This window comes from Psychroflexus aestuariivivens, from assembly GCF_004010055.1.
GTDB classification, from domain to species: domain Bacteria; phylum Bacteroidota; class Bacteroidia; order Flavobacteriales; family Flavobacteriaceae; genus Psychroflexus; species Psychroflexus aestuariivivens.
In genome coordinates, this window is record NZ_RQVT01000034.1 from 142999 (window position 1) to 168549 (window position 25551).

Below are 25551 nucleotides of genomic sequence, written 5' to 3' on the forward strand. Positions count from 1 at the left end.
TATCAAGATGGTAAATGAGATGTATGATAAAGAAATTCTACTTGAGCTAATATTAGCTATTAATTGCAATTTATCAGAAAACGAGCTGCTGGACAAAACACTTCGCTTTTATATTGAAAAATTAAACTGTGAAGCTGCATATATATTAACGACTAACAAAAAGATCATCACCAAAACAGTAAATCCTAAAAGTCTTTCGCAAACTAGTGAGGTAAATCATATATCTCATTATTTTAAAAAAGACTCCACAAAAAAGCATTTTGAAACCTATCCTGACGATTGCATTATCTATAATGATGAATATTATTATGTCTACAAGCTTTTAGGTTATGGATTTGCTGTATTTGTAAAGTCTGAAAAGTTTTCGTTGGATATTCAACAAAATTTAAATTTGATATTTCAATTTTATGGAATGGCTTTATCGAATTCTAAACGACTTGATGAAAATCAAAGAATTGAGAAGGAGCTTGAGGATGAGAAAATGCTTCTAAGAACGATAATTGACAACATACCTGTCGAAATAAAAGTTGAAAACTTAAAAGGTACTAGCTTATTATCAAACTCTGTTTCATTTGGGGATAAATCAATCATCAATGAGGTTTCACAATCTAGTTTGAATGGTAAGCATAATCTTAATAAGGATTATTTCTTAAATGAAGAATTTGCAACTAAAACAAATAAAAATAGTTTAAATAGCAGAATACTACTCAAAAATTCTGATGATTCAAGTTCTGTCATAATTTCTACAGCGATCGATATCACAAAAAGCAAAGAAGAAGAGAATAAATTATGGTTTTTTAAAAAGATGATCAATGAGACCTCCGATGCTATTATCATCTTAGAGGAAAATAACCATTTAACTTATTGTAATCAAGTAGCACTTGAATGGTTAGAACTGAGTTGTGATAACTATGAAGGCAAATCCATTTTTGAATTAAAATTTACACTGATCGATCAAAGAGATCTAGAATCCTTTTTAGAATCCATCGACATAGATACTACTGTCTCTACAGAAGCTTATATAGAAAATACGCTTTCAGAAAAACCGATTCATTTAGAAATAAAAGCCAATAAAACTTATTTTCATAAAAGCAAAATAATTTCGTTAAACTGCCGAGATATAACTGAAAAAAAGTATGTAGAAAGTCAAGTCAAAAAAGAAATACAGATACAGGACCTATTGATAAAAATTGCAAACACTTATATTAATATCAACCTGGATAAAATTGAATTGAACATTAATAAATCATTAGAAGAAATAGGTTCATTTGTAGATGCCGACCGATCTTATATCTTTGAATATGACAAGGAATTAAAAACATGCTCCAACACTTTTGAGTGGTGTTCTGAAGGCATCTCACCTGAAATAGATAATCTTCAACTCATACCTACTGCTGATATTCCAGATTGGATAGAACAACATGAGAAAGGATTACCATTTCTGGTTGAAGATGTAGAATTACTTCCTGAAGGAGGAGAGTTTAGTTTGAAGACTATCTTAAAATCTCAGGGAATAAAAAGCTTGATTACTTTACCGATGGTCTATGAAGACAATTTAATTGGCTTCATAGGTTTTGACAGTGTAAAAACAAAAAGGAATTATAGTAAAAAAGAGAGGAGTCTGCTAGCCCTTTTTGCACAAATATTAGTCAATATCAATTTAAGGAAGGAAGATCAGGAAAAATTGGTTCGTCAAGAAAACAAATACAAGACCTTGCTGGATAATGTCGAAGTTGGACTTATAGAAGTAGATAATGAATTTAATGTTGAATACATAAATGAAACACACTCAAAGCTATTCGGATATCATTTAAGCGAGATTAAGAACAAAAATTCTTTTGAATTTTTGTTAGAAAAAGAAAAGGAACCTGAAGTTCGAAGGTTATTTAATGAACTGAAACCTAATCAAAATATCAATTTTGAAATTGAAGCTTTAACCAAACACAAAGAAGTTAAAAATATTCTAACGAGTGCTGGAGCTAAATATGATAGTGATGGTAAAAAGACAGGACTGATAGCAGCGTTCCTGGATAACACTTACCAAAAGAACATAGAAATAGAACTTAAAAAGGCTAAAGAAAATGCTGAAAAAGAATCAAAAGAAAAAGAGAGGTTTCTTGCTAATATGAGCCATGAAATGCGAACTCCATTAAATGTAATCAACGGGACCGTCAATGAATTAATAAACTACGAACAGGACATTCTGATTCAAAATGATCTTTTAAAGCAGACCAAATCAGCTTCTGACTATCTGCTTAGCTTAGTAAACAACGTTTTGGATCTTGCAAAAATTAATGCAGGTGAGTTACATTTTGAAAAAGAGGTCATCGATCTTAAAGAGGTATGTCACAATTCATTTCAAATATTAAAATTTCAGGCAAAAGAAAAAAATAATATTTATAAGTTCAGCTTTGATGAAGACCTTGAAGATAACGTCATATTTGATGCGACAAAAATTTCGCAAATTCTGATCAACTTTTTGAGTAATGCATTGAAATTTACTCAGAATGGTTATGTATCCCTAATGGTAAAGCTCATTAATGAAAACCATGAGCACTATAATGTCCGTTTTCAAATTGAGGATGATGGTGTCGGCATGGAAAAACACTTTCTAAAGAGAATGTTCAATGAATTTTCAATAGAGAATAAGACATTTGGCGGTACTGGGCTTGGAATGCCAATATCAAAAAAGCTTATAGAATTAATGGGCGGAGAGATTAAAGTCACTTCAGAAAAAAATAAGGGCACAACAATTAGTTTTGATATAACTATCACCAAGTCTATATCAAAGCTCCCTGATAATCATAAGATCGATAGACCTTCGATTCTTAAAAATCAAAAGATCTTAGTTGTTGAAGATAATGATATGAATGCCCTGATTTTTAAAAAACAACTTGAAAGAAAAAAAGCCAAAGTGTTTGTACAGAGAAATGGAGAGGATGCTTTGGAATTCATTAAAAAAGAAGGGAAAGACTGCGATTTAATTTTAATGGACATCCAAATGCCTGTAATGGATGGCATTGAATGTACCAATATCATCAGAGAAAAATTAAAATTAAAAATTCCTATTATAGCTGTTACTGCTAATGTATTCAAATCTGATTTAGACTTTTATATAAGCATAGGTATTAATAATATAATTACAAAACCCTGCTCAGAAGAAGATCTAATCTTTAAATGCTGTAAAGAACTTAATCTTTTTTACACCAAGCAAAGTATGAAAGATGCGAATAAAAATAACCTAAATATAAATTATGATTTTAAGAAATTAGAAAAAATTGCCCAAGGAGATCTTGAGTTCATTAAGAAACTACTAGAAACTTTTCTTTTATTGATTGACGAGGCAAACTCAAATTTAAAGAAAGCCATAAAAGAGAAGAATATAATCCTTGTCAAAAGTATTTTACATAAAATTAAAACAAGTATCTTGGATCTTGGATTAGCCCAAATTTATGAGCTTATAAATAAAATTGAGTCTTGCGATTTATTTGAAAGTTGTGATACTGAAGTTTGTTCCATACTGAGAAGCCTTGAGCTATTAGAAGTCAAAGTTAGAAGCGATATTGAACACATTTAAGGTTAATTTCTAACATCGATAAAAATTATATTAAAAGACAGTAATTCAAAAAAATATGCTGATACCAGCTAAAAATGTTTATGCATATTAACCAATTGTATAGCAAGTTTACCATCTAAATAATCAACGACTTCTTTTAGTTTCGTTGGGTAAAACATAACGTCTCTAACCCTTTATAAATCAATTTTTTAAATTAGTCGACCTAAATGGCATTAACTTAGTCCGACAGATAATACTTTGTTAGTGACTTATATCCGACTTTTTTCAAGTGGCTGATAACATTTAACTCAAAAATATTATAAATCTCCAATCATCTGAATGTGGTACTTTTAAAATCTCTTTATACTAAAATTTAGCAAAAAAACTTAAAGTAATATTAACTCATTCTAGCCTTAAATAATTATTACCCTCTATAAGACAGCATCATCTTGATTTTAATAAAAAAAGGTTGATTATAAACACTAAAAAGAAATTTAACACCAGGCCTAAGGTATTCGTTTAATCCTTGACCTTACTATTTAATTTTCGATAAGCAAAGAGGCTACCTACTATTATCATGTAAATAATAAATTGATCTATTGGAGCAGCTGGATTGTCTATTGTGTCTTGCTCAGGAGTACCAGGCATATTAGCTGGGAATTGCGCATAGGTTGAAAACATTAATCCTAATAAGCAAAAACTGAATACAAAGTATTTAATATGTACTTTCATAATATTTTATTTGTTTAATATTTAATTATTTTTTTTAATGAAAAGGCCTTTTCGGTTTTCGCTTTTACGAAATATATGCCTGATACAAATTCATTCAAATTAATGGTAGCATTTCCACTTGCAGTGTCATAGGTTTTACAATGAATTAATTGACCAATGCTATCATATATACTGACTTCGATTTCACCTAAAAAGTTAGCTTGTGAAATATTTAATTTTCCATCATATACAGGGTTAGGATACATACTAAATATTAAATCTTTCTCATTACTGCTACTCAAATTATCATTAGTAAACACTAGCTTGAATCTGTTAGAAGCAAGGCTTTCCTGAATCAAATCATCAACACTAAAATTGATGGTATTGCTACCATTTTGTAATAAAGTTGAAGTCTGGAGGTATTCATCTACTAAGAAAGCTTGTGTTTGGGGAATCACTTCCCAATCAATGTGAAATTGATAATTATTATATCTATGAGAGCCTAGATACAAGCTTATTTCTTCCTGGTCAAGAGGTAGTTCTCTTTTTTCGATACATAGGAAATTGTTCCCGTTTATGACGGCTAAATTTTCATCTGCATTTCCAAGCTTGCGGGCATCAAAATCATTCACAAGATTATCATTGGAATTATTGAAATCTATTGATATGGCATCTAATACGTTTGAGCCATTTTTCAATTGTATATTTAAATTATATGAATTGATATTAAAGGGTACAGAAAATACGCTTATATTATCTTCTTCAATATTTTTGTCTTTTTCTTCAAAACTCAAGTTGGGTGTACCCGAAACAGACGAAGAATTTGCTACAAATATGGCTTGACCAGCTTGCAAAAATCGATTAGCATTACTACTCGGATTACTTTTAGAATCATCAGCAACATTTACGACAACATAAGCACCTTTAGTCGCTAAGTTTGGATCCCAAACCCAAATATAATTCGGATTAATTTCACTAGTGCCTGTGTTTGTTAATACCTTGTTCATGTCAACAGGGGCCTGATAAGGGTTTCCGAAAAAGCTAAATTCATCATCGCCACTAGCTAATGAAGCTGACGTTATATCAATATCACAGAGTTTTAAAGTCCCTTTAGTTCTTATAGTCGTACTTATTGGTGAAGGATCATTAGTACTCATATTAACTGTGCGATCACCTCTAATATTGATATAATAAGGATCACCCGCGTTTAAGTTTGTTGCATTGGTGTTATTAAGTGCACTCCAGATTTGAGTTTGATTGTTATAACTATATATACTCGAATTACCAGTAGCATTATAGTCGAAGCCTAGGCTATTACTACCGCCTGTAATGTGGGTTCCAAAATCTTCTATATTCCCTAAAGAATTAGAGCCTGTATTGTATTGATTATCTACATCACCTTCTTGCCAATTGGTATTAATTGTTCCTGCATCTACAGCCGATGTTAGCATTCGGTAAGCTCTTACAGCAATAGTACCACCTTCGGTAGAGCCCGCAGGAATATAGCGTTCAACCGTTACGCCCGCATCAGAGCCATACGTGATTCTAGTGTCAACACAAGTGCCATTAATTTGAGCTAAAATAGCGGTACCACTAGCATCACTGTTAAATATGAGCTCTGCATTATCTTGTAATGCTAAAACTCCGTCTGTTCCTAAATCTAAACTGGTTATCAATTCAACTTCATTAAGTATCTGTAATTCAGCACCAGGAGAAGTGCTTACTTGTAATTTATCAATTTGGTGACCATTACTGTTATCTGAAACCCCATCCTGATCTATCAAAATATCGCCGTCTAAGACAATGTTATCTTGTCCTGTGAAAATCATTTCACCTGAACTTGCGTCAACACTTTCAGCGGGACCTATGAGACTTCCACTAATAGTTAATGGTTTATTTCCAGTAACTGTTAATATGTTTGAAGCGTTAATGGTTAAGTCATGAACAGCTAGACTTCCATTTAAGTCTGTGTTGTAATTACCGTTTAATGTTGCAATACCGTTACTAGAATCTGTTGCATCTGGTCCGGTTACATTACTCCAAACATTACCATCCCAAGTGATACTTCCAGTAAAAAAGCTATAGGTATTACCATACAAAACAATACTACTACCATTTATGGTCGAGTTTGCTTTGGCGCGATAATAATAAGTTGTAGAAGGTGTTAAACCTAAAATGTTTTCAGAATAAGTGCTCGTAAAACTTGTACCAGAATTTATCGTAGTTACTGTACCTGCAAGAAAATTAGGGGTGGTACTATATTCAAAACCTTTCGAATCAAAGCACGAATCATGGTTTAGACTCGCATTCAGTGTTGCTGTGTTTGAGGCTATATTCGTGGCATAATCCGTGCTAACTAGCGTCGTATTTTTTGATATTTCATAAAGTTGTAATTCTGATAATAAACTTACTCCTACTAATGAAGAAATGCTAACTTTGATATTGTCTACGGCACCACCAGGATTATAAGAGACACTAACCTTTTCATTATTTTCTAAATTTAAAATATTGATATCAAGCAACTCAAATAGAGTTTTACTATCTACAAGATCATTACCTTCATAAGCTGCGATTGTTATATTTTGTGCTATACCTATAGATAAAACTCCTGTCGGTACTTTGAGTGTAATATGATAAGTATCTAAAGCATTCGACAAACCTTCCAGATAAACTGTTTGTGTGACTGTAGCAGCGACACCTATTAAACCAGTATTTAGAGTTGAAAAAGTGGTAAAATCACCATCGATAAAATTACTGATATCTTTAGCAGGGCTATTTAAAAGACTCACACTTGCTAAGCCCGTTCCATCCCATGATGTATATTTTGGTGTATTACAATTATTAGAATTATCTCTGTAAAAAGCACCGTGAACATTAAAATTATAATTTTCGCTCAAATCGATTGTCGCTGGTCCGTTATTGGAAACAATAAGGTTAGAAAAACTTTGACTACTATATATCGCTATATAAAAATCACCTAAATTATCTTGAACAATTTTAATATCATTGGTAGCATTTACACCTTCAAAATTATTTGAAGAACTTCCAGAAAAAACGCTAACGACAGCATCTAGAACAGTTACAGAAATGCTTTGGTTTAAATTCACAACAGGAGTTATAATTTCGCCTGATGCACCAAGAGATCCTGCGACTAGTACATCTAATAAGCCTGGGTTTGCAGAAGTAGGTCCGTTGCTTATGCGTACAAAAGTTGTACTAAATGCAGGTACATCTGTAATAAACTTTAGATTTATTGAAGAAGAAGTATTAGCATTAGTTGCATTCAAAGTAGCAAAAGTTGTCAAATCTCCTCTAGTGTCAACGGGTGGTAAAATACCGCTATCCACAGCATTTGCTGAATTACTAACATTTGTTTCTGCAGCTACTGTACTTACACTTGAATATTGCGCTTGAACATGCTCTACTGAAAGTAGAATTATCAGTAATATTGCGGGGTTGATGCCTAGTTTGTGATAAATTGATGAAATCATAGTGCGAATAATTTTATTTGCGCAACTTCAATTTAAATGCCCGATTTTAAAACGTTGATAGTTAATGTTTTATATTTTTTATGTTTCTAAATTTTAGAATTTAACTCTTAAAATTAGAAACACAATGAAGCTGGAATTAATTTTTAAGTAGGCCTAGTACATTATTTACAGAAGATTATTTCAATGCGGTTGATATTTTAATCAAAAACTTTTTTTTACATTAAACTATTGTAAGTGAAGTAATTTTAGATAATATTTTAGTTTTAAATCTAGCAAAAGATTTAGCATAATTACACGTGATCACATAACTGAAAGTATAATATCACTATCCTTTTTTTAAAATCTAAGGCTGTTTTTATGGTTTTTCTGATTAATTCTCATAGGAATGTTTAATCTAATATTATAATTCTCAAATAGATTTAGCTGTATTTCTGTGCACAAATATCCCTTATCTACTATTAATGTACAGTCTCTAATTTATGCTTAAATATCTTTTAAATAGTTTATGCTGGGATCAAATCTAGACTTTGGAATACACTATTTACAGAACGAATTGCATGAAGCTTATAAGCATAGTATATTGAACTATGAGACGCACAATATTTTTATCAGGATATGCATAGGTTTGTTCTTTGCATATTTTAGAAAGAGAGTTTCGGGAGAGCTTACATATTTCCAAAGACATATTATCAATGATATAGTAATCTTGAAATTCTTTAAAATAAGAAGCTAGCTTTAGCCTGTTTTATCAACATGATCTGCTAACTTGTATCTTCTTCGATTATACACACTGCGTTTAATTTTAGAAGTAAAGTTCAAGGAAGTCTTCTAAGTAAGTTATTCAGTATTTATAACTATATTCATCGGTTAAAGATAAACTTATTAGCTCCATGTCACTCAGCTTTGTACGTCGCCGCTGGTAAATTAATATTGTTGTTTAGATATCTTTTGTAATACTTCAAAAATTCTTTCGTAAATTACATTTATGTTGTTAATGTTTAAAGTTTTGTAGCTAAAAAATTTACTGATTATCAACGATATGAGCAACTTTCTTTATTTTAAATCAAAATGCACAACGGGTTATATTTAATTAATAAATGGGAAGTAAACGTCTATTTTAGAAACAAATGAAAATTTTGAAACAGAAAATACACCAAGAATCAATAGAATATATTAAACATAAAAACCATTGCAATCAATAATTTAGAAGGTATTTGAGCAGATTTAGAGGTTAAAAGTAGCAGCTCCACTCCTACTTGGGCTAAAAAATAGGTGTTATCAAAGATTCAATTGAGCAAGTCGCTTACTCATCAACTCCAAATATGCCGTTTTCATTTCCTCAGATAAGAAAGATTGATGTATCCATTCTTCAGCTTTGGACTTGTTTTTGGTCATTCGCTTAAAAGCGGTTTGTATTTGCTTTGGTGTCAAGGCTAGTTTGTCTCCTAATTGTTCAAAATGTTCTCGTTTCAACTTTTTTTTCTTGCCTGATAAAGTTAAGGCTAATTCTTCTGTGTCTTCTGGAAAAACAATAGCTACGTTTAGCAGATCGTAAGCTGGGGCTAAAGCCCAACCCATCGGGCTTTCTATCATTGAAAAGTTTTTGAGATGCATATCGTTATTCCCTGAAACAAAAGAAAAGAGCGCTAAATCGAAGAAATAGGATTTATCTAGTAAGGTATTGCTGGCGTATTCATCAATAGCCTTCCCTACTCTTTCCATCGAACTCCTGTATTTATCGAATGCTTCTGTAATTTGAAACATGTCTAACATGTGTATTTTTTCACCAGTAGTGGTTCGATCAATTCGTTTGGTGATGTAAGATAATTCACCTGACTTTAAGCGAATTAAAGAAGATGGCACAACCCGAATACCAAATGCTTCTGCTAAACGCATAGTAACATGCTCATTTTCGGGCATTTCTTGAAATTCATCGGATGGCGGTTTAAAAATATAGTTTCCGCCCAAAGCGCCAACAACTGTTAAGCGTGTATTTATATTTTCTTTTGTTTCCTGAATTAATGACATGGAAAGTTTAGGTTGAACACCTGGTACTGCAACACTTCGTTCTACTATATTTTTTGCCAGCTCATTCATTTGTTCCAGTCCATATTCAATTTTTGGTGGATTGGGTGTGCCAAAAAATTCATTAGAGCATTTTTCATGGTAATCATTTCCACTTTGTACAGGCTTGTAGCAATACAAACATTTAGCTTTCATTGTAATTATTTAAAGGTTCTACGTGAACTGCGCCAATACAATTTCGGCAACATGCCAACAACAATCCCATACGGTCGTTTTTGTTGATTTTCCAATTTTTAGAAGCAATATCCAATAACCAACCTTCAGGAATTAAACCTTCAAAAAAAGGAAATAGTCGTTTATCGGTAAACGGCTTATGTTTTACAGGCATGGTAAAAGTGATAAAATCATTTTTATGATGTTCAATGTAAGCATCATCATACTGAAACACATATTCACCTTCGTCTGTTTCTGTTATTAGACCAGCTAAGCGATTTTTATAAAATACTTGTCCTTGCCTCATTCTTTTAATTCTTTTAAGCTTACAGGCGCTAATTCATGCCCAAACATGTTCAGTACAAGATTTACTTTATCCATGTTTAGGTTGGTTTTTCCTTGCTCAATTTTACGAACAACGGTTAATGCCACTCCTGTGCGTTCTGCAAATTCTTCTTGTGTAAGATTTACTTCTTTTCTACGTTGTTTAACAAACTCAGCCAATTGTTTCATTATATGCTTTAAAATATAAAATAAGTCAAATATACTAAATTATATGTTATTAGATATAATTAGGTTAAAATAGATTAGAATATATGTATTTACATATAGTTTAAAATGAAAAAATTGATGTTTTGATTTGCTTTTGAAAAATACCTGAATTTTGTTTGTATTTTTCATTTTTCAACAATTTTGTACCTCCAAAAAATGTTAATATCGAAGCTTAACAAATAATATGAATTGAATTAATTTATTAAATCACTATCAATCAAACACTTAATTAATTATTTTGAAAAATATGATTGTCGTTTTGATCCCTGCAAATTCCTATGTAGGAAAGTTACACTCTGGGAAGCCCTATAAAGCCTGAAATGTTAATTTCTAAATCAACACTTTTTTTGTACCTCGAAAATCTGTACCTTTTTGTACCTCGATACCTCAAAGCCCTGCTATAGCTGAAAACTATATTCCTGTATTGGAAAGTAATTTACAGTTGAATTTTAGCTATATCAAGAACTTTGTAATTCGAATCTTCTTTCTATTCTCGGTATAAATTTTACTCATAGCAAGCTTATAATTCACTCGAATTGGCAAGTACATTTCAGTTGTTGAAGAAATTGCTAAATAAATCAGTAACCATTAAAATCAAAATTCAGCATTTTCTTAACATGGGAGTAAACCTCTGGAAACTGATTTTTGAGTTCTTGTGGGGTTTCAAAAAAAGATTCTATCAATACAGCAATAAACTCAAAATTGTTTGTAAATGCGTAATTTCTAAGGTATTTTGATGCGACAAGGTTTTGTCTATAAGTTGTATTGGTTTGAATTAATTTTTTTATTTTTTTGTAATGATGTTCAAATATTATTGCACTTATAGAATCATTATCTGGTTTTAAAAAATCAAAATGTATTGCATGAACAATTTCATGAATACCAAGATTGAAATTATCATTGTCAATATTGTAACCTTCTAAAAAATCCTTCCAAGAAAAAACAACAGCCTTGTAAGCAGGATTAAATTCACCTTTGTGATATGCCTTATTAGTTTTAGATTTAAAAACATCTGGGTAAATTATAAAACGCTCTAAAGATTTTATCATGTAGTTCCTATAGCCAAAAGTTAGCATAATTGCAGTCGAAGCGATTAAGACTATTTGTTGATCATTGATATAAAAGCCTGACCTACCTTTAAAATTATGCTGCTTAATGAACTTAGATACACGGTGTTCGAAATATAACTTTTGCTTCGGTTTAAGATTTTGATAAAAGCTAAATTGCGTGTTAAGTATATAAGCCTGATCTCTGGGAAGTTTCTGTTTCCTAAAATACAGATGTCTGTAAAAGGGTTTTGGTGAAATAAATTTTACCCATAAGAACTCAGAAAAGGCGAATAATTGATAAAAAACAATGACTAAAACAATCAAGGATAAAAGTGCAGTTAGCACTAGCATAAAAAAAGAGTTAGTTATTGTGTCGTTTAAAATATAGAAGTATTTCATTAAGAATAAAATGCAGGTTTTTAATTTTTTTCAATATAACCTATATTTATTGAAAATTGCAAAAGCATTTATTAGTAACATCCCAATAAACAAGCAAAAGATTCTAGATTTCGCTCTAGCTCTTGCGTAATTACAGGTTTGTGGGATGCTTTTTTTTAAATTAAATGCTTAATATCAAAATTGCTTAATCTTACTTTTTAACAATAATTTTTTCTACCTTTTTTTGGTTTGATTTGGAATCTTCAATTTCAAGGAAATATATTCCGTCGCTGAGTTCACTTGTATTTATTGAGTTTGTATTATGATGAGAAGAAATATGTTGACCAAATATATCATATAATTTAACCGTAAAAGAAAATTCTTTAGTAGCATCTATATAGATGTAGTTAGATGCAGGATTAGGATAAATACTCAACGCACTTAATGCTGAATGTTCTTCTATAGAAAGTGGAGTAAAATCAATTAGAACATCAATATATTCGCCTTCTTCTACATTGACTACTTCTATAGATATATTGTTGTTTTCTACTTGATAGATTTCTCCTAAGTTCAATTGAGCATCACTCGCTTCGTGAGGATCGTAATTGGCTCCAACATCTCCTAAAGGTTCTGGATGTGTATCTATTAAGACTGGTACGCAGTAATCGTTATTTGTTTCACAATCGGCTCCAACAATTAAAAGTCCATGCGGATTTTGGACAGTATGAACAGAGCCATCAGACAAAGGGACATTTCTGTTGGTTCGGTCATCAAAACCTGTTAAACCTCTGTATTCTAAATATAATTTATTGAAAATAGTGGCGTCATTAGGTTGAATATCTAACTCATTTGGTAAATCAATTATTAAAGCTTGAGTTTGATTGGGTAATGTTTTTTCCAATGCATGTAATCTGTAGGTTCCTGTAATCGATACATTTTCAATTTCATTATCTGTAAGCCATCCTTTTTGCTGCTTTGTTAAACTGCAAGGATGAGAAGCCTGCGAGCGAAGCCCCATAATATCAAAAAGATTTCCATAACCTTGCAGCGTCCATTCTCCGTTATTTTTTATGTAAGCATTAGAATGGTACGGCACACCAAAACTATGTATTATTTCATGAGCAACTGTACTACTGGTAATTCTAGAAAAATCATAAGGAAAATAAAAATCAGTTCTAAACCCACTTCTTCTGAATTCAAAATCGCCATCTACAGTGCTAAATGGCAGTTTATTGAAAGAACTCACTCCTGCTCCACATCCAGATGTATTTGAATGAACTAAAAGAATAATCCCATCTATAATGCTATAATCCACATCTGGTTGATTAATAATATCTTGGTCTAATGGATAACAGTTTGTGTATCCCGTTCCGAAAAGCGGTGGCTGATCAGTCCTGTAAGGATAGAGCGTACCATTCAGTGAGGCTTTACCGTAAGAAATTTCTTCTATAAAGTTTTTTACAGAATTTGAACTGGAAAAAAAACCTGAATCAAGATCTGCCAAACTTTGTTCGTTACCATCCTGAAGATAATCAAATGGAACAACTGCAACTTCTTGCGTGCCAAGAAGAGGTTCATTTACATATTCCTGAGCTATCGAAAAATAGGTAGATAACAAAAAGATTACAAATAAGAAAATAATGTTTTTTTTCATTTTGAAAATATTTTGTGAGTTAGATTCAAATAATTATGAATCATCAATTCCAAATTTAACTATTTTTTTACAATTGGCATTTTTTGAACGTGTTCAATAAATTTTTTGTTTTTTCTATGAATCAAAAGCTTATAATCAAACTCACTTACAGCTGATTGAAATTAAAGTATTTAACATGTAATTTGATTTTTTTTTGTTAACTTTATATACTTATTGTTGAATTTGTGTTTTAGCTACAACCAGCCATCCTAAATTAGGCTAAAAACTTTTTAGATTCTCAATAGCATTTTTAATATATAACCCATTTGTATTTAATGGTTTATAACGAATTATTTAATTGATATATTATGAAAAAATCTCTACTTACAATCGCATTAATGCTTTTATTTACTTTATATGCTAATGCACAAGATTTCATAACGACCTGGAATATTGGTGATAGTTCCAATTCTTTAGATTTTGAAGCAACTACTTCTGGAGTTGTTAATTACACATGGCAGTCCACATCATCATCTGCTTCAGGGTCGGGTACTTTTGAAGGTCCTGATGTTACAATTAATGGCTTGCCTTCGGGAACAAGCATTACACTTTCAATTGCACCAGAAAATTTTAAAAGTTTTAAGTATATTAATATACCATTCTTTAGCCTTTTTAGCTTGTCTGAAGTTAACCAATGGGGAGCTGTGCAGTGGGAAACCATGGAAGATGCATTTATCGATGCTAATCTAGATGTAAATGCAACAGATTTACCAGATTTATCGAATTGTACAAGCTTAAAAAACATGTTTTTAAACAATTTCAATTTCAATTCTGCTTTTAATATTAATTTTTGGGACATTTCTAATGTGACTGATTTATCGGGAATGTTTCAAGGCTGTTTCTATTTCAATCAAGCCTTAAGCCAGTGGGATACATCCAATGTTACAGATATGTCAAGTATGTTTGAAGAAGCCCGATTTTTCAATCAAAATATTGGAAGTTGGAATACCGCAAATGTTACTGACATGAGTAAAATGTTTAAAAATACAAGTAGCTTCAATAGAAATATTGGGAATTGGAATACGAGTAATGTTACTGATATGTCAGAAATGTTTTTTGGAGATATCAACTCTAGTTTTCTATCAGAATTCAACAAAAATATCGGAAATTGGGATACATCAAATGTAACCACCATGGAGGGAATGTTTAGAGGTGCTGTCTTATTTAACCAAGATATTGGCACTTGGAATACGTCAAGTGTTTCAAATATGTCAAGGATGTTTAAGTTTGCTGTTGTGTTTGATCAAAATATCGGAAATTGGGACACTTCTAATGTGACTGATATGTCTGAAATGTTTAAACGTGAAACCACCTTTTTTGCAACAGACCTACCAGAAACTTATGAATTTAACAATGGCGAAAGTTCTTCTATCGAAAATTGGGATACTGCAAATGTTACAGATATGACAGATATGTTTGCCAAAGCTTACAACTTCAACAAAAACTTAGGAAGCTGGTCTTTAAATGATAATGTCCAACTCAATGGTATGTTAGATGAATCCGGCTTGGACTGTAACAATTATTCGCTTACTTTAATTGGTTGGAGCGACAATCCAAACACTCCAGATAACAAAATTTTAGGCGCAACTTTTTTAGAATATAAAGCAGATGCCATAAGCGCCCTCAATAATCTTGTTTTAAATAAAGGCTGGGGATTTTCTGGTCACGATGTCGTTAGTACAATCCCAGAGTTCGATATAAATAGTATTTTCTGTGAAGGAGAAACGATTCCACCATTGCCTACAATTTCTATCGGTGGAATAAGTGGTACGTGGTCACCAGAGCTAAATTCTAACCAAACAACCACTTACACTTTTACACCAAACGATGGCGAATGTGCAATTGCTACAACCTTAACCATTACAATTAATCCAGTTGACGCACTGAATATACCAAGCTTTACTCAAGTGCCAGATATTTGTACTGGAGAAACAATTGCCGATTTACCAACGACTTCAAACAATGGAATTACAGGAACCTGGTCTCCAGATATTGACAACACTTCAACAACGACTTATACTTTTATGCCAGATGCTGGGCAATGTGCAGATACGGCTACAATGACGATAATTGTTGATCCAAATGTAACACCTACATTTAGTCAAGTTTCTGATATTTGTGAAGGCGAAACAATTCCTGATTTACCAACAACTTCAGACAGCGGAATTACAGGAACTTGGACGCCTGATATTGATAACACGAACACAACGACTTATACTTTTACACCAAATGACGGGCAATGTGCAACAACAACTACGGTAACAATAAATGTTGATTCAAATGTAACGCCAACATTCAATCAATTTCCTGAATTTTGTACAGGGGAAACAATTCCTGATTTACCAACAACTTCTAACAATGGAATTACAGGAACTTGGTCGCCAGAAATTGATAACACAAACACAACGACTTATACTTTTACACCAAATTCAGGACAATGTGCAACAACAGCGACGATGACAATAATTGTTGATCCAAATGTAACGCCAACCTTCGATCAAGTTCCAAGTATTTGCTCAGGAGAAACAGTTTCAGATTTACCAACAACTTCTAACAATGGAATCATCGGAATATGGTCGCCAACTATTGATAATACGACCACAACGACTTATGCTTTTACACCAAATTCGGGGCAATGTGCAACTATAGCCACAATAACAATAACTGTTGATCCAAATGTAACGCCAACTTTCGATCAAGTTCCTGCTATTTGTGCAGGGGAAACAATTGCTGATTTGCCAACAACTTCTAACAATGGAATCATTGGAACTTGGTCGCCAGAAATTGATAACACAAACACAACGACTTACACTTTTACGCCTGACGCTGGGCAATGTGCCACTACAACTACTATGACTATTGCCGTGAATCCAACTGACTCAACTGGAACACCAACATTTACAGATATTCCAGATATTTGTTTTGGCGAAACAATTGCCGATTTACCGACTACTTCTAACAATGGAATCACAGGAACCTGGTCGCCAGATATTGATAACACTCAAACAACCACTTACACTTTTACGCCTGATGCTGGGCAATGTGCAACTACAGCTACATTAACAATAAATGTCGTTCCAAATGTAACACCTACATTCAATCAGGTTCCAGCTATTTGCGCCGGAGAAACAATTGCTGACTTGCCAACAACTTCTAACAATGGAATCACAGGAACTTGGTCACCAACTATTGATAACACGTCTACAACGACTTATACTTTCACACCAAATGACGGGCAATGTGCAGAAACTGTAACAATGACAATAGCAGTTAATCCACCAGACTCAACCGGAACACCTACATTTACGCAAGTTCCTGCTATTTGTGCTGGTGAAACAATTGCTGATTTACCAACCACTTCTAACAATGGAATCACTGGAACTTGGTCGCCAGGTATTGATAACACTCAAACAACCACTTATACTTTTACACCAAGTTCAGGGCAGTGTGCAACAATAGCTACAATGACCATTACCGTGAATTCAATTGAAAGTCCAATGGCAGAGGCGCAGCAAACCTTTCCTTCAAATAGCACCATAAGCGACATCATTATAAGTCCAACTAATGTCTTTTGGTATAGTACTTTAGAGGACGCCTTAGCAAATGTGAACCCATTATCTACAAGTTTTGTTTTGGAAAATGACACCACTTACTTTGCAGTTAATGATAACGGGCTATGTAGAAGCGAACCCGTTGCTGTGAATGTATTAATTACATTAGGGGTTGAAAACAATGATTTTCTTGATTTAAAATATTACCCAAATCCTGTAACCTCGACCCTAAATATTTCTAACAATACCACAATACAGCAGTTAGAGATTTACAATCTTATAGGTCAACTTGTAATTAAAAAATATTATAATAATTCAAAGATTTCAGTTGACTTAAATGAATTACCAAATTCAATTTATATGATTAAAATAAAATCTGAAAATCAAACTAGTGTATTTAAAATTATTAAAGAATAATTTTTTTTGATTTTTTATGACTGCTAAACGTCTTTATTTAAAGTAAACACAGGCGTTTAGCAGTAAATTAAGCCTATAAAGCTATAGTAGAACAAAAACGCTAACCCTCGATTACTTATCAATGTTTTGTAACCAACTGGTAACTAAAAAAATAAGTTTAAATTGCATCTTTAAAATAATCAACACAATTCAAGATGAAAAAAATTTTAACCATCGGGCTATTTTTGGTATTCAGTTTAAGTTTTGGGCAAATCGTTAATAATTCAGGATTATATTTTGCTAAGGAATTTAGTAAGGAAGTCGCATTGTATAAAGGAAAAGATTTTGTGATTACAAAAGTTCTTGGTGTTAGTGAGGAATTGGTAAAGTTCGAAATAGACCCACTGGCAGCAGCTTCATCGGGAGAACTAACCTCGTTAGTCTATAACTGTGAGCAAAAAAATCAAAACGGATTGGTGTTAGGTTTTTATGGCACCAGATGGAGTGAGGATGGTATCGCCTACAAAGCTTATGCTTTCAAAAATCTCGAAAAAGAAAAAGCTTTAGAGTTATTCCAAACCATAGAAGATCATCTAAAAGAAGAGTCGAAGTACATCAATTCAACAAGCGTCAACCATAATATGTATTTTAAATTCGATGAATTAACACTTTTAATTTACAAAGATAATGGCACCAAAATCAGGGTGTTCTGGAATGGTTTTGACTCAGAATGGGAGAATTCTGCATATAATAGAACGAGAAGAAGATTTATAAGAAAAGTCGATTAGATTTTATTTGAGAGGCATTAATAGGTTTGTTGAAATTAATAATTTCAATATTTGAACACAAGAATTTATTACAAAAAATCGCAGATTTAACACCTCATATTTATTAGTTACTGAATCAATTGATTTTAGAAAAAGGAAAAGACTACCTAAAGGTTTTTTTAAATTTCACTTTTCTATCAGTTTTTGCAACAAAAAACAGTTTGCAAAACATTCAAAAACAAAGCACTAGCCTTACTCAAAGGCCATTTTCGCAATAATAAAAAATATATACAATTCTTTATTCGAATATTATAGCGTAATTAGCTTCACTGTTTTAAAAAAATTGATTCTACCTAAACTATGAAACTTCCTCTTATAGTCTTTACCATTCTATTATTATTCAGCAAAACAGTGAATGCACAAAACGAGGCTAAGGAATTTTATAAACAATCCGTAAATTTTGAAGCTAAAAATATAGATAGTTCTTTAGTGTATGCAGAAAAAGCCTATGATGTTTTAAAATCAAAAGATACATTAAATCAAACCTATACAGATCTACTAAACCAATATGGTAGAATTTTCTTTTTCAAAAAAGACTACCAAAAAGCTTATAATTATTTTGAACGTTGTTTCAATATATGTATAGCGACTAACCAAGAGGCAGATGCTTATAAGGTTAAAGTAAATATGGCGGTTTGCCAAAGACAACTTGACAATCCTAAAGTTGCACTTGAAGATTTGTTTGAGGTGGTGACATATTATGATCAAAATGATCATAAAAATATTAATCTAGGCAAAACTTATGTAAATATCGCTGACTTGTACATGCTCAATAAGCAACACAAATCTGCTGAAAACTATTATAAAAAATCATTAGCATTTTTTGAAACAGACTCTGATTTGTATATTCAACTGCAAGGCAGCCGCGTAGCAAATTTTAATGCTTTTGATATTGAAAAATCTTTAGAATTGATCAAGACCATTGAAAACCAAACCCAATTAGACAGTTTGCCTGTCGCTGTTAGCGCACCTCTCTATAATAGTATTGCCCAGGCAATGGTTCGCAAAGGCGATCATAAAAAAGGACTTCATTACACATTAAAAGTGCTAAACATTAAAAGAAAAAGCGGATTTACAAAAGACATTGCTATTCAGTACAATAATATTGGGGACATTTACATTAAGTCAGAAAATTATCCTTTGGCGACCTCCTATCTTGACTCTGCCTTTCAAACTGCAGTAACGAATAGGCAGAAATTGCAAATTCTGAAAAATCTTCAAAAAGCACATAAGGGAAATAATAATCTAGAACAATCTTTAAATTATGCAGATCAATATATTAGCCTAAAAGATAGTTTGAATGAAGTCCTAACTCAAAAAGAAATTGCTGAATTAGGAGTTAAATACCAAACAAATGAAAAAAACAAGTTCATAGATCAACTGCAAAATCTTTCTATCATATACAAATCAGTAATTCTAATCATATTACTAATTGCAGCTTTTATTGTATTTAGGATGATAAGGAAAAATGCAATCATTAAAAAAGAAGTTGAAAATATTCAAGATGAATTGGCTATTTTCAAATTAAATAAAGAAAAAAACAAGTCCGCTGAAAATAATGAGATTATTCAACTTAAGAGCAAAGCTATTATAAATACTGAAAATATTTTGTATGTGAAATCTGATGGGCATTATGTAGAGTATTACCTCGAAACAAAAGAAAAGCCTGAAGTAGATCGCAATAAACTTAGCGAGGTCTTAAAGCAGTTACCTTCGGCCTCTTTTATACGAATACATAATTCGTATATTGTTAATATCAAACGTATAAAAATCATCAATTCTACGAAAGTAATGCTTAATAATGGCATATGGATTAACTTATCTAGAACCTATAAGCACCAGCTCAAAGATATATTGCACAAAGAAAGTTAATTGTAAGACCAACTTTAAAGCATTACAATTTTCAAATCATATAAGAACAGCGTAAATGTTAATCTTAAAAATTTCAGAAACGCTATTTACGTTCCTTTTACAATGTCAATCATGTTACCTTTTAGGTCATTCATGACAAAAAAAAGTTGCGAAGCCTTTATTTCCTTTGCTTTACCAAAAAAATTTAATTTATTTATTATGAAAAAAATCAAAAACATCCTGTTTGTATTAATCATTGCTATGGCTTTTGCCTGTTCAAAAGATGATTCTAATCCCGAAACCGATAACAATCAAATCCTTGAAGGCGGCACTATTTATACAGCTCAAATTGTGGAAATTGATATAGAATCTGTAACCTCAGAAACTTACCAAGGTATATTGGGAGATACCACTATTGAACTCAGAAAAACAACAGAGAATACTTTAGCCTTTTTTGTTGAGCCAGATTTTATTGCTGGTAGCACTACCTTAACTATTGAAGGTTTAGACAATCTTAAAGTTAACTATACTATTGAAGAAACTGTTCTTACCCAAAATGTCGAAGAAACGATCCAACCCTATTTTGATCAAATATTGATAGAAAGACAAGCGCTTTTTCTAGCAAATGCTGATGAGAAAGCTATTCAATTGATAGATAGTTTCATTGATCTATATCCTACGCTAGATGAACAGCAAAAAGAAAATCTATCCATATTCTACGAAGCGAATAAGAATTTAATCGATGCTGCTATAAATGGCGATGCAAATAGATTTAATTCAAATTTAGCATCCCAATTTACAAGTTGTGAAGCTTCGATTTATTTGACTGGAATTTTAGGAGTTTTCACTACCATTTCAACAAGTTTACCTTTTACTCAAATTGCCACGCCTATACTTGCTGTTAGTACTGGTATATTATTAGCCGAAACTTACGAGAATTGCAGTTCACTTTCATCAGCAACAATTAAAAACACCTTTGTTCAAGCTGAAGATCAGATTTTCAACTCTGGAGATTTCGAGAGAAATTCAGCTAATGAGTCTGTAATTAATTTTAGTTCCGACGATGCAAGAGATATATCTATTCAAATTCAGAATAGAACAATGTTACCTGGGGATTCTAATGATTCTAATAATTTCATCAGTACTTATTTTAGTGCGACTAGCAGTTTCAACGCTTTAGTGATTCAAAAAATGAATGCTGCCATCAATTACTTAAACACAGAATGGTCGATATTTTTCAATATAGAACCTTATCAAGAAATTACAGTTAGTGAGATGCCAACAACAGAAACAACTAGTATGACGTCAGATGACTACAATAATTTCACATTTAGTGTTTCTAATAGCAACCTAAACTTAGAATCTATAAGTTTTTCTGATGGCGGAATCAATGCTAAAATAAAGATAGTTGACGAATCTGCTATGAATGGTGAATTTGAAACTGCCACACTAGATTTCACTTATCAAGACGACTTTAACTCCTTTAGTGGTAGTTTCGACATTAAAGTTTCAATATTCAGTCTTGTTGGAACGACTTGGAAATTTTGTTTCGTATCTGATGGCTTTTGTGAAGAAGTTGACACCATTACATTCTTAAGCGATGGTACAGTAAGTACTCCAGGTTTGCAAAGTTTTGATGAAGTTGTTGAAAATTATTACGTTACAAATAATAATTTTCTAGAAATTAAAGTCACTGTTTCAAGTGAAGAATATTCTTATTGTGACGCTATTGAAGATTACATTTATTTTACCGAAATAGAATCAGATACTTTCACTTTACAAAAAGTAAGTGATACTGAATATTCTGGCACTTTGACTTCATCTGAACCAGCATACACAAACCCTAATTATCCTGAATGTTCTACACCAGCATATTCTGATTCCGAATCTATTATTTTTCTTAAACTGTAACTACCCAATTTCTTATATTGAACAAAAACGCCTTTGAATAATTATATTCTAGGCGTTTTATATTATCTAACTTTTACATATACCATATGGTTTTTCTTTTAAAAAGTAAAAAAGATTGACTTCAGAGATAAAGTATATATGCAAATTGAGCTTAAACTAGATTTGAAAAGTCACAGAACAGAATTACTAGCAAATTTGAAAATACTAGAGTAAACTGATGTTTTCTAAATTTAGCAAACCTAAATCATTTTCTAGCTTCTAGGTATTCTACCTATTTTTTTTGTAGTTTTCACGAAAATTAAATTTCCTAAAATTCAAATCAAATTTCTTGTCATCGCTAAGATAAACTATCGATTTTTAGGCTTTACTTTATATTTTTTGTAATCTGAAATATTACACTTAGCACTATTTCATTTTTAAATTTAAATAGCCTAAAATGAACATTCTGAAAATCCTTATATTATTTATTGGTATTTCGTTCTTGTTTTATGGATTTGGTTGTTTGGTTAGCAATAAAATGAAAGACGAATTTAAAAGATTTCAGCTGAGTAATTTTCAAAGAAAATTAACTGGAGCACTTCAAATTTTAGGTAGTTTAGGATTAATTTTTGGATATTACTTTTTTGAAATGATTGCTTTCTTAGCAGCCATCGGTTTGGGTATTTTAATGTTGGCCGGATTTGGTGTAAGGCTGAAAATTAAAGACAAGCTCATTCAGTCCTTTCCTTCTCTCTTTTTTGCAATTTTGAATTTATATGTTGCGTATTTACTTTTTGAATTCATCTAAAATAAACCATAATACCACGGAATAACTAAACTTGCGATCAACCAAAATAATAAATTTAAAGCCACACCAACTTTCATAAAGTCACTGAATTTGTATTGTCCTGCGCTATAAACCATTGTGTTGGTCTGGTAACCAATTGGTGTCATAAATGTTGCTGAAGCAGCCATCATCACTGTGATTAGAAATGGCATGACATCAATTCCTAAAACATGACCTGTAGCAATGGCAATAGGTGCCATCAAAGCGGCAGAAGCATTATTGGACATAATTTCTGTTAATATCGAAGTGGTAAAATACAAACCAGATATGACTGCAACAACGCCATACGGACTCAGATATTCAACCAAATTTTTTGCAATCATAACATCCAAACCAGTTTTATTAATCGCTAAGCCAAGACTTAATGCGCCGGCTAATAAGAAAATAATCTTCCAATTGATGGCTTCATAGATTTCTTTCATATTCAAAATTTTAGCCAGAACTAAAATAATGACTGCCGAAATTGCACCAACCATAATGTCCAAAAAGCCGATACTTGCAAATACAATCATTAACGCAATGAGAGAAATAACAACTCCGAATTTTGTTTTGTCAAAATCTGTGATGTGATTTTCAGAAAGTAAAACAAAGGGGGCGTTTTGACCAGATTCTATTTTATTCAATTCTTTGACGTAGTGCGATTTTACCTCAGCCAAAACCACATCGCCAGCGCTGAGTTTTACATCGTACAATTGTTCTTGTTTGATATTCTCTCGGTGTTTGATTGCCAGAGGGATTGCTCGGTAACGTCTTCTAAAGTCCAATTCTTTTAGCGTTTTACCATGAATTTCTGATGAAGAAGTGATGACCATTTCAACTAAAGCAGAATTTCTTCCCGTCAAATCATCATCGCCAATCTTTAAAGGTGAAACCGACAGACTTTTTGTTTTGCCTTTCAGTGATTTAATTTTTTCGACATCACACCTCACTTTCAGAATATCTCCAAGTTGAAGTTCAAAATCTCCAGGTGGCATCGTAAATAAAGTTTCACTTCTTTTCACTTCAATCACATCCATATTGAATTCGTTCACCAATTCAGAATCCATTATCTTTTTACCAATTGAAGTTGAATTTTCCAACAATTCAACTTCAGTAATGTAGCTATTTACGTTGAATTTCGATTTCAAATCATTGTTTTCTCGTCGTTTGGGAAGTAATCGTATTCCCAAAACAGACATATAAACCAAACCAACGACTAACAAAATTCCGGCGATAGGAGTCATTTCGAACATTCCAATCGCGCTTTCTCCTTCTTTTTCTGCAATCCCACTAACCAAAATATTAGTAGACGTCCCGATAAGCGTACACATTCCACCAAAAATAGAAGCAAAAGATAGCGGAATGAGCATTTTCGACGGGCTTTGCCCAGAAGCATGGGCAATCTGTATCACAACAGGAATAAAAACCGCCACAACAGGTGTGTTGTTTACAAAAGCAGAAATGACTGCAATCATCAACATCATCATCAAAATTCCTGCATTGAATTTGTATCTGAATATATGAGAGAGTTTGTGAGCCAAGACCTGAAGTGCTCCGGTTTTCAGCAAAGCAGCACTTAATACAAACATAAAAGCAACCGTAATTGTTGCTTTATTACTGAATCCCTCCACACCTTCTTCTGGAGTAATAACACCAGTAAGCACCAAAATAATCATGATAGAAATCGCTACTAAATCAATAGGTAGCGCTTCTGTGGCGAAAAGTATAATTGCCAAAACAATAACACAAATTGTAATAATGGCAGCAATTGTCATTCAGATATTTTTTTGCCAAATATATGATTAGTCTATCAATTCTATAGACTTTAAAAAGATATAATTTAAAAATAAATTAAATTTAGTCTTCAAAATTTTACAAAACATTGATATTCAGTCTATTGTAAGCAATTTATTCTTTTTAGAATTGTTTTAATTCTATGGAATCCCAGATAAAATCTATCAATTTCGCTCCATTATCTTCATCAAAATAACTCATAATCATAGAGACAAAAACAAGTCCTTCATCGCGTTTACCAATGGAAGCAATTTCATAAATATTCAACTCATCTTTATAAGTCAAAGTTGCTTTATCCACAATTATTTTCTGTCCAGACTTCAGTTTCCGTTGGTAGTATTCCCTATTCATTTTAAAACCATAATTCAAGCTTTCCTTTGTCATTTCAGAAATCATAAACTCATTGAGCATTGTTGGATTAATACCATCATATTTTTGAAACATAAACCCAGAACCAGCCGCTGTCATTAACATGATTTGCTCTACACCTTCTTCTAAAGTTACTTTTGAAATTTTGTAATCACTTGGATATTGAAATTTAAAATAGCCATCGTCATAAGTCAATGTATCTTTCAATTTTAGAGAAACATTGACTTTCTGGTCACCAAAATTTATGGAATGATTTTCATTTAGGGAAATGTTGTAAATAGAATCTCCAATCTGAAGTTCATAATCTTTTTGTCCAAAAGCAATCATGCTTAAACATAAGATAACTGGGGTAAGAAGTTTTATCAAAATTCAAAAGTTA

General features: G+C 32.0%; 15 protein-coding genes and 1 pseudogene. 6 read left to right on the forward strand and 10 right to left on the reverse strand.

The annotated features are described in order from the left end of the window. The first annotated feature begins 19 nt into the window (after nucleotides 1-19). Complete coding sequence (locus EIG86_RS06840; protein WP_192901714.1) at nucleotides 20-3577, forward strand: ATP-binding protein; 3558 nt, start codon at nucleotides 20-22, stop codon at nucleotides 3575-3577. A 498-nt stretch (nucleotides 3578-4075) separates the two neighbouring features. Here EIG86_RS06840 and EIG86_RS06845 read toward each other — a convergent pair whose 3' ends face one another. From EIG86_RS06845 to EIG86_RS06875, 8 genes and pseudogenes are all read right to left on the reverse strand, one after another. Then, nucleotides 4076-4288, reverse strand: coding sequence for a hypothetical protein (locus tag EIG86_RS06845; RefSeq protein ID WP_127845420.1), 213 nt, complete (start codon nucleotides 4286-4288; stop codon nucleotides 4076-4078). Nucleotides 4289-4302: 14 nt separating this feature from the next. Further along, nucleotides 4303-7758: a T9SS type A sorting domain-containing protein gene (locus EIG86_RS06850; RefSeq protein WP_127845421.1), complete on the reverse strand. Its 3456-nt coding sequence runs from the start codon at nucleotides 7756-7758 to the stop codon at nucleotides 4303-4305. A gap of 220 nt (nucleotides 7759-7978) precedes the next feature. Continuing rightward, nucleotides 7979-8754, reverse strand: a pseudogene (locus tag EIG86_RS14375) (IS982 family transposase). A 282-nt stretch (nucleotides 8755-9036) separates the two neighbouring features. Continuing rightward, the gene (locus EIG86_RS06855) at nucleotides 9037-9978 is read right to left on the reverse strand and encodes a HipA domain-containing protein (protein ID WP_127845422.1); all 942 of its coding nucleotides are present in this window, start codon (nucleotides 9976-9978) and stop codon (nucleotides 9037-9039) included. After that, on the reverse strand, nucleotides 9968-10303 hold the full coding sequence (locus EIG86_RS06860; RefSeq protein ID WP_127845423.1) for a HipA N-terminal domain-containing protein: 336 nt from the start codon (nucleotides 10301-10303) through the stop codon (nucleotides 9968-9970). Before EIG86_RS06860 ends, EIG86_RS06855 begins: the two co-directional genes overlap by 11 nt. Beyond that, nucleotides 10300-10509: a helix-turn-helix domain-containing protein gene (locus EIG86_RS06865; protein WP_127845424.1), complete on the reverse strand. Its 210-nt coding sequence runs from the start codon at nucleotides 10507-10509 to the stop codon at nucleotides 10300-10302. Before EIG86_RS06865 ends, EIG86_RS06860 begins: the two co-directional genes overlap by 4 nt. A 617-nt stretch (nucleotides 10510-11126) precedes the next feature. Further along, entirely contained in the window at nucleotides 11127-11996 is an 870-nt protein-coding gene (locus tag EIG86_RS06870; protein ID WP_127845425.1) for a zinc-dependent peptidase, read from the reverse strand. Between the two features lie 190 nt (nucleotides 11997-12186). Continuing rightward, entirely contained in the window at nucleotides 12187-13629 is a 1443-nt protein-coding gene (locus EIG86_RS06875) for a T9SS type A sorting domain-containing protein (protein WP_127845426.1), read from the reverse strand. Nucleotides 13630-13976: 347 nt separating this feature from the next. Between EIG86_RS06875 and EIG86_RS06880 the strand changes: the two genes are divergently transcribed. The 5 genes from EIG86_RS06880 to EIG86_RS06900 all read left to right on the forward strand — a co-directional run bounded on the left by EIG86_RS06880 (nucleotide 13977) and on the right by EIG86_RS06900 (nucleotide 22991). Beyond that, on the forward strand, nucleotides 13977-17636 hold the full coding sequence (locus tag EIG86_RS06880; RefSeq protein WP_127845427.1) for a BspA family leucine-rich repeat surface protein: 3660 nt from the start codon (nucleotides 13977-13979) through the stop codon (nucleotides 17634-17636). Between the two features lie 194 nt (nucleotides 17637-17830). Next, nucleotides 17831-18403: a hypothetical protein gene (locus EIG86_RS06885; RefSeq protein WP_127845428.1), complete on the forward strand. Its 573-nt coding sequence runs from the start codon at nucleotides 17831-17833 to the stop codon at nucleotides 18401-18403. Between the two features lie 339 nt (nucleotides 18404-18742). After that, entirely contained in the window at nucleotides 18743-20314 is a 1572-nt protein-coding gene (locus tag EIG86_RS06890; RefSeq protein ID WP_127845429.1) for a LytTR family transcriptional regulator DNA-binding domain-containing protein, read from the forward strand. Nucleotides 20315-20512: 198 nt separating this feature from the next. Beyond that, a complete protein-coding gene (locus tag EIG86_RS06895) occupies nucleotides 20513-22204 on the forward strand; it encodes a hypothetical protein (RefSeq protein ID WP_127845430.1) in 1692 nt (563 codons plus the stop codon). A gap of 436 nt (nucleotides 22205-22640) precedes the next feature. Then, nucleotides 22641-22991: a DoxX family protein gene (locus tag EIG86_RS06900; protein WP_127845431.1), complete on the forward strand. Its 351-nt coding sequence runs from the start codon at nucleotides 22641-22643 to the stop codon at nucleotides 22989-22991. On the opposite strand, the gene EIG86_RS06905 is transcribed toward EIG86_RS06900, so the two are convergent. Both EIG86_RS06905 and EIG86_RS06910 read right to left on the reverse strand, forming a co-directional pair. Continuing rightward, nucleotides 22988-24784, reverse strand: coding sequence for an SLC13 family permease (locus tag EIG86_RS06905; protein WP_127845432.1), 1797 nt, complete (start codon nucleotides 24782-24784; stop codon nucleotides 22988-22990). The genes EIG86_RS06900 and EIG86_RS06905 overlap by 4 nt on opposite strands. Nucleotides 24785-24926: 142 nt before the next feature. Then, nucleotides 24927-25499 (reverse strand): hypothetical protein, encoded by a 573-nt coding sequence (locus tag EIG86_RS06910; protein WP_127845433.1) that lies wholly within the window; start codon nucleotides 25497-25499, stop codon nucleotides 24927-24929. Nucleotides 25500-25551 lie beyond the last annotated feature (52 nt).

Bases quoted from the DNA above. Each gene is read 5' to 3' on its own strand.
- EIG86_RS06840 (WP_192901714.1), top strand. From the start codon at position 20: ATGTATGATAAAGAAATTCTACTTGAGCTAATATTAGCTATTAATTGC.
- EIG86_RS06845 (WP_127845420.1), bottom strand. From the start codon at position 4,288: ATGAAAGTACATATTAAATACTTTGTATTCAGTTTTTGCTTATTAGGA.
- EIG86_RS06850 (WP_127845421.1), bottom strand. From the start codon at position 7,758: ATGATTTCATCAATTTATCACAAACTAGGCATCAACCCCGCAATATTA.
- EIG86_RS06855 (WP_127845422.1), bottom strand. From the start codon at position 9,978: ATGAAAGCTAAATGTTTGTATTGCTACAAGCCTGTACAAAGTGGAAAT.
- EIG86_RS06860 (WP_127845423.1), bottom strand. From the start codon at position 10,303: ATGAGGCAAGGACAAGTATTTTATAAAAATCGCTTAGCTGGTCTAATA.
- EIG86_RS06865 (WP_127845424.1), bottom strand. From the start codon at position 10,509: ATGAAACAATTGGCTGAGTTTGTTAAACAACGTAGAAAAGAAGTAAAT.
- EIG86_RS06870 (WP_127845425.1), bottom strand. From the start codon at position 11,996: ATGAAATACTTCTATATTTTAAACGACACAATAACTAACTCTTTTTTT.
- EIG86_RS06875 (WP_127845426.1), bottom strand. From the start codon at position 13,629: ATGAAAAAAAACATTATTTTCTTATTTGTAATCTTTTTGTTATCTACC.
- EIG86_RS06880 (WP_127845427.1), top strand. From the start codon at position 13,977: ATGAAAAAATCTCTACTTACAATCGCATTAATGCTTTTATTTACTTTA.
- EIG86_RS06885 (WP_127845428.1), top strand. From the start codon at position 17,831: ATGAAAAAAATTTTAACCATCGGGCTATTTTTGGTATTCAGTTTAAGT.
- EIG86_RS06890 (WP_127845429.1), top strand. From the start codon at position 18,743: ATGAAACTTCCTCTTATAGTCTTTACCATTCTATTATTATTCAGCAAA.
- EIG86_RS06895 (WP_127845430.1), top strand. From the start codon at position 20,513: ATGAAAAAAATCAAAAACATCCTGTTTGTATTAATCATTGCTATGGCT.
- EIG86_RS06900 (WP_127845431.1), top strand. From the start codon at position 22,641: ATGAACATTCTGAAAATCCTTATATTATTTATTGGTATTTCGTTCTTG.
- EIG86_RS06905 (WP_127845432.1), bottom strand. From the start codon at position 24,784: ATGACAATTGCTGCCATTATTACAATTTGTGTTATTGTTTTGGCAATT.
- EIG86_RS06910 (WP_127845433.1), bottom strand. From the start codon at position 25,499: ATGATTGCTTTTGGACAAAAAGATTATGAACTTCAGATTGGAGATTCT.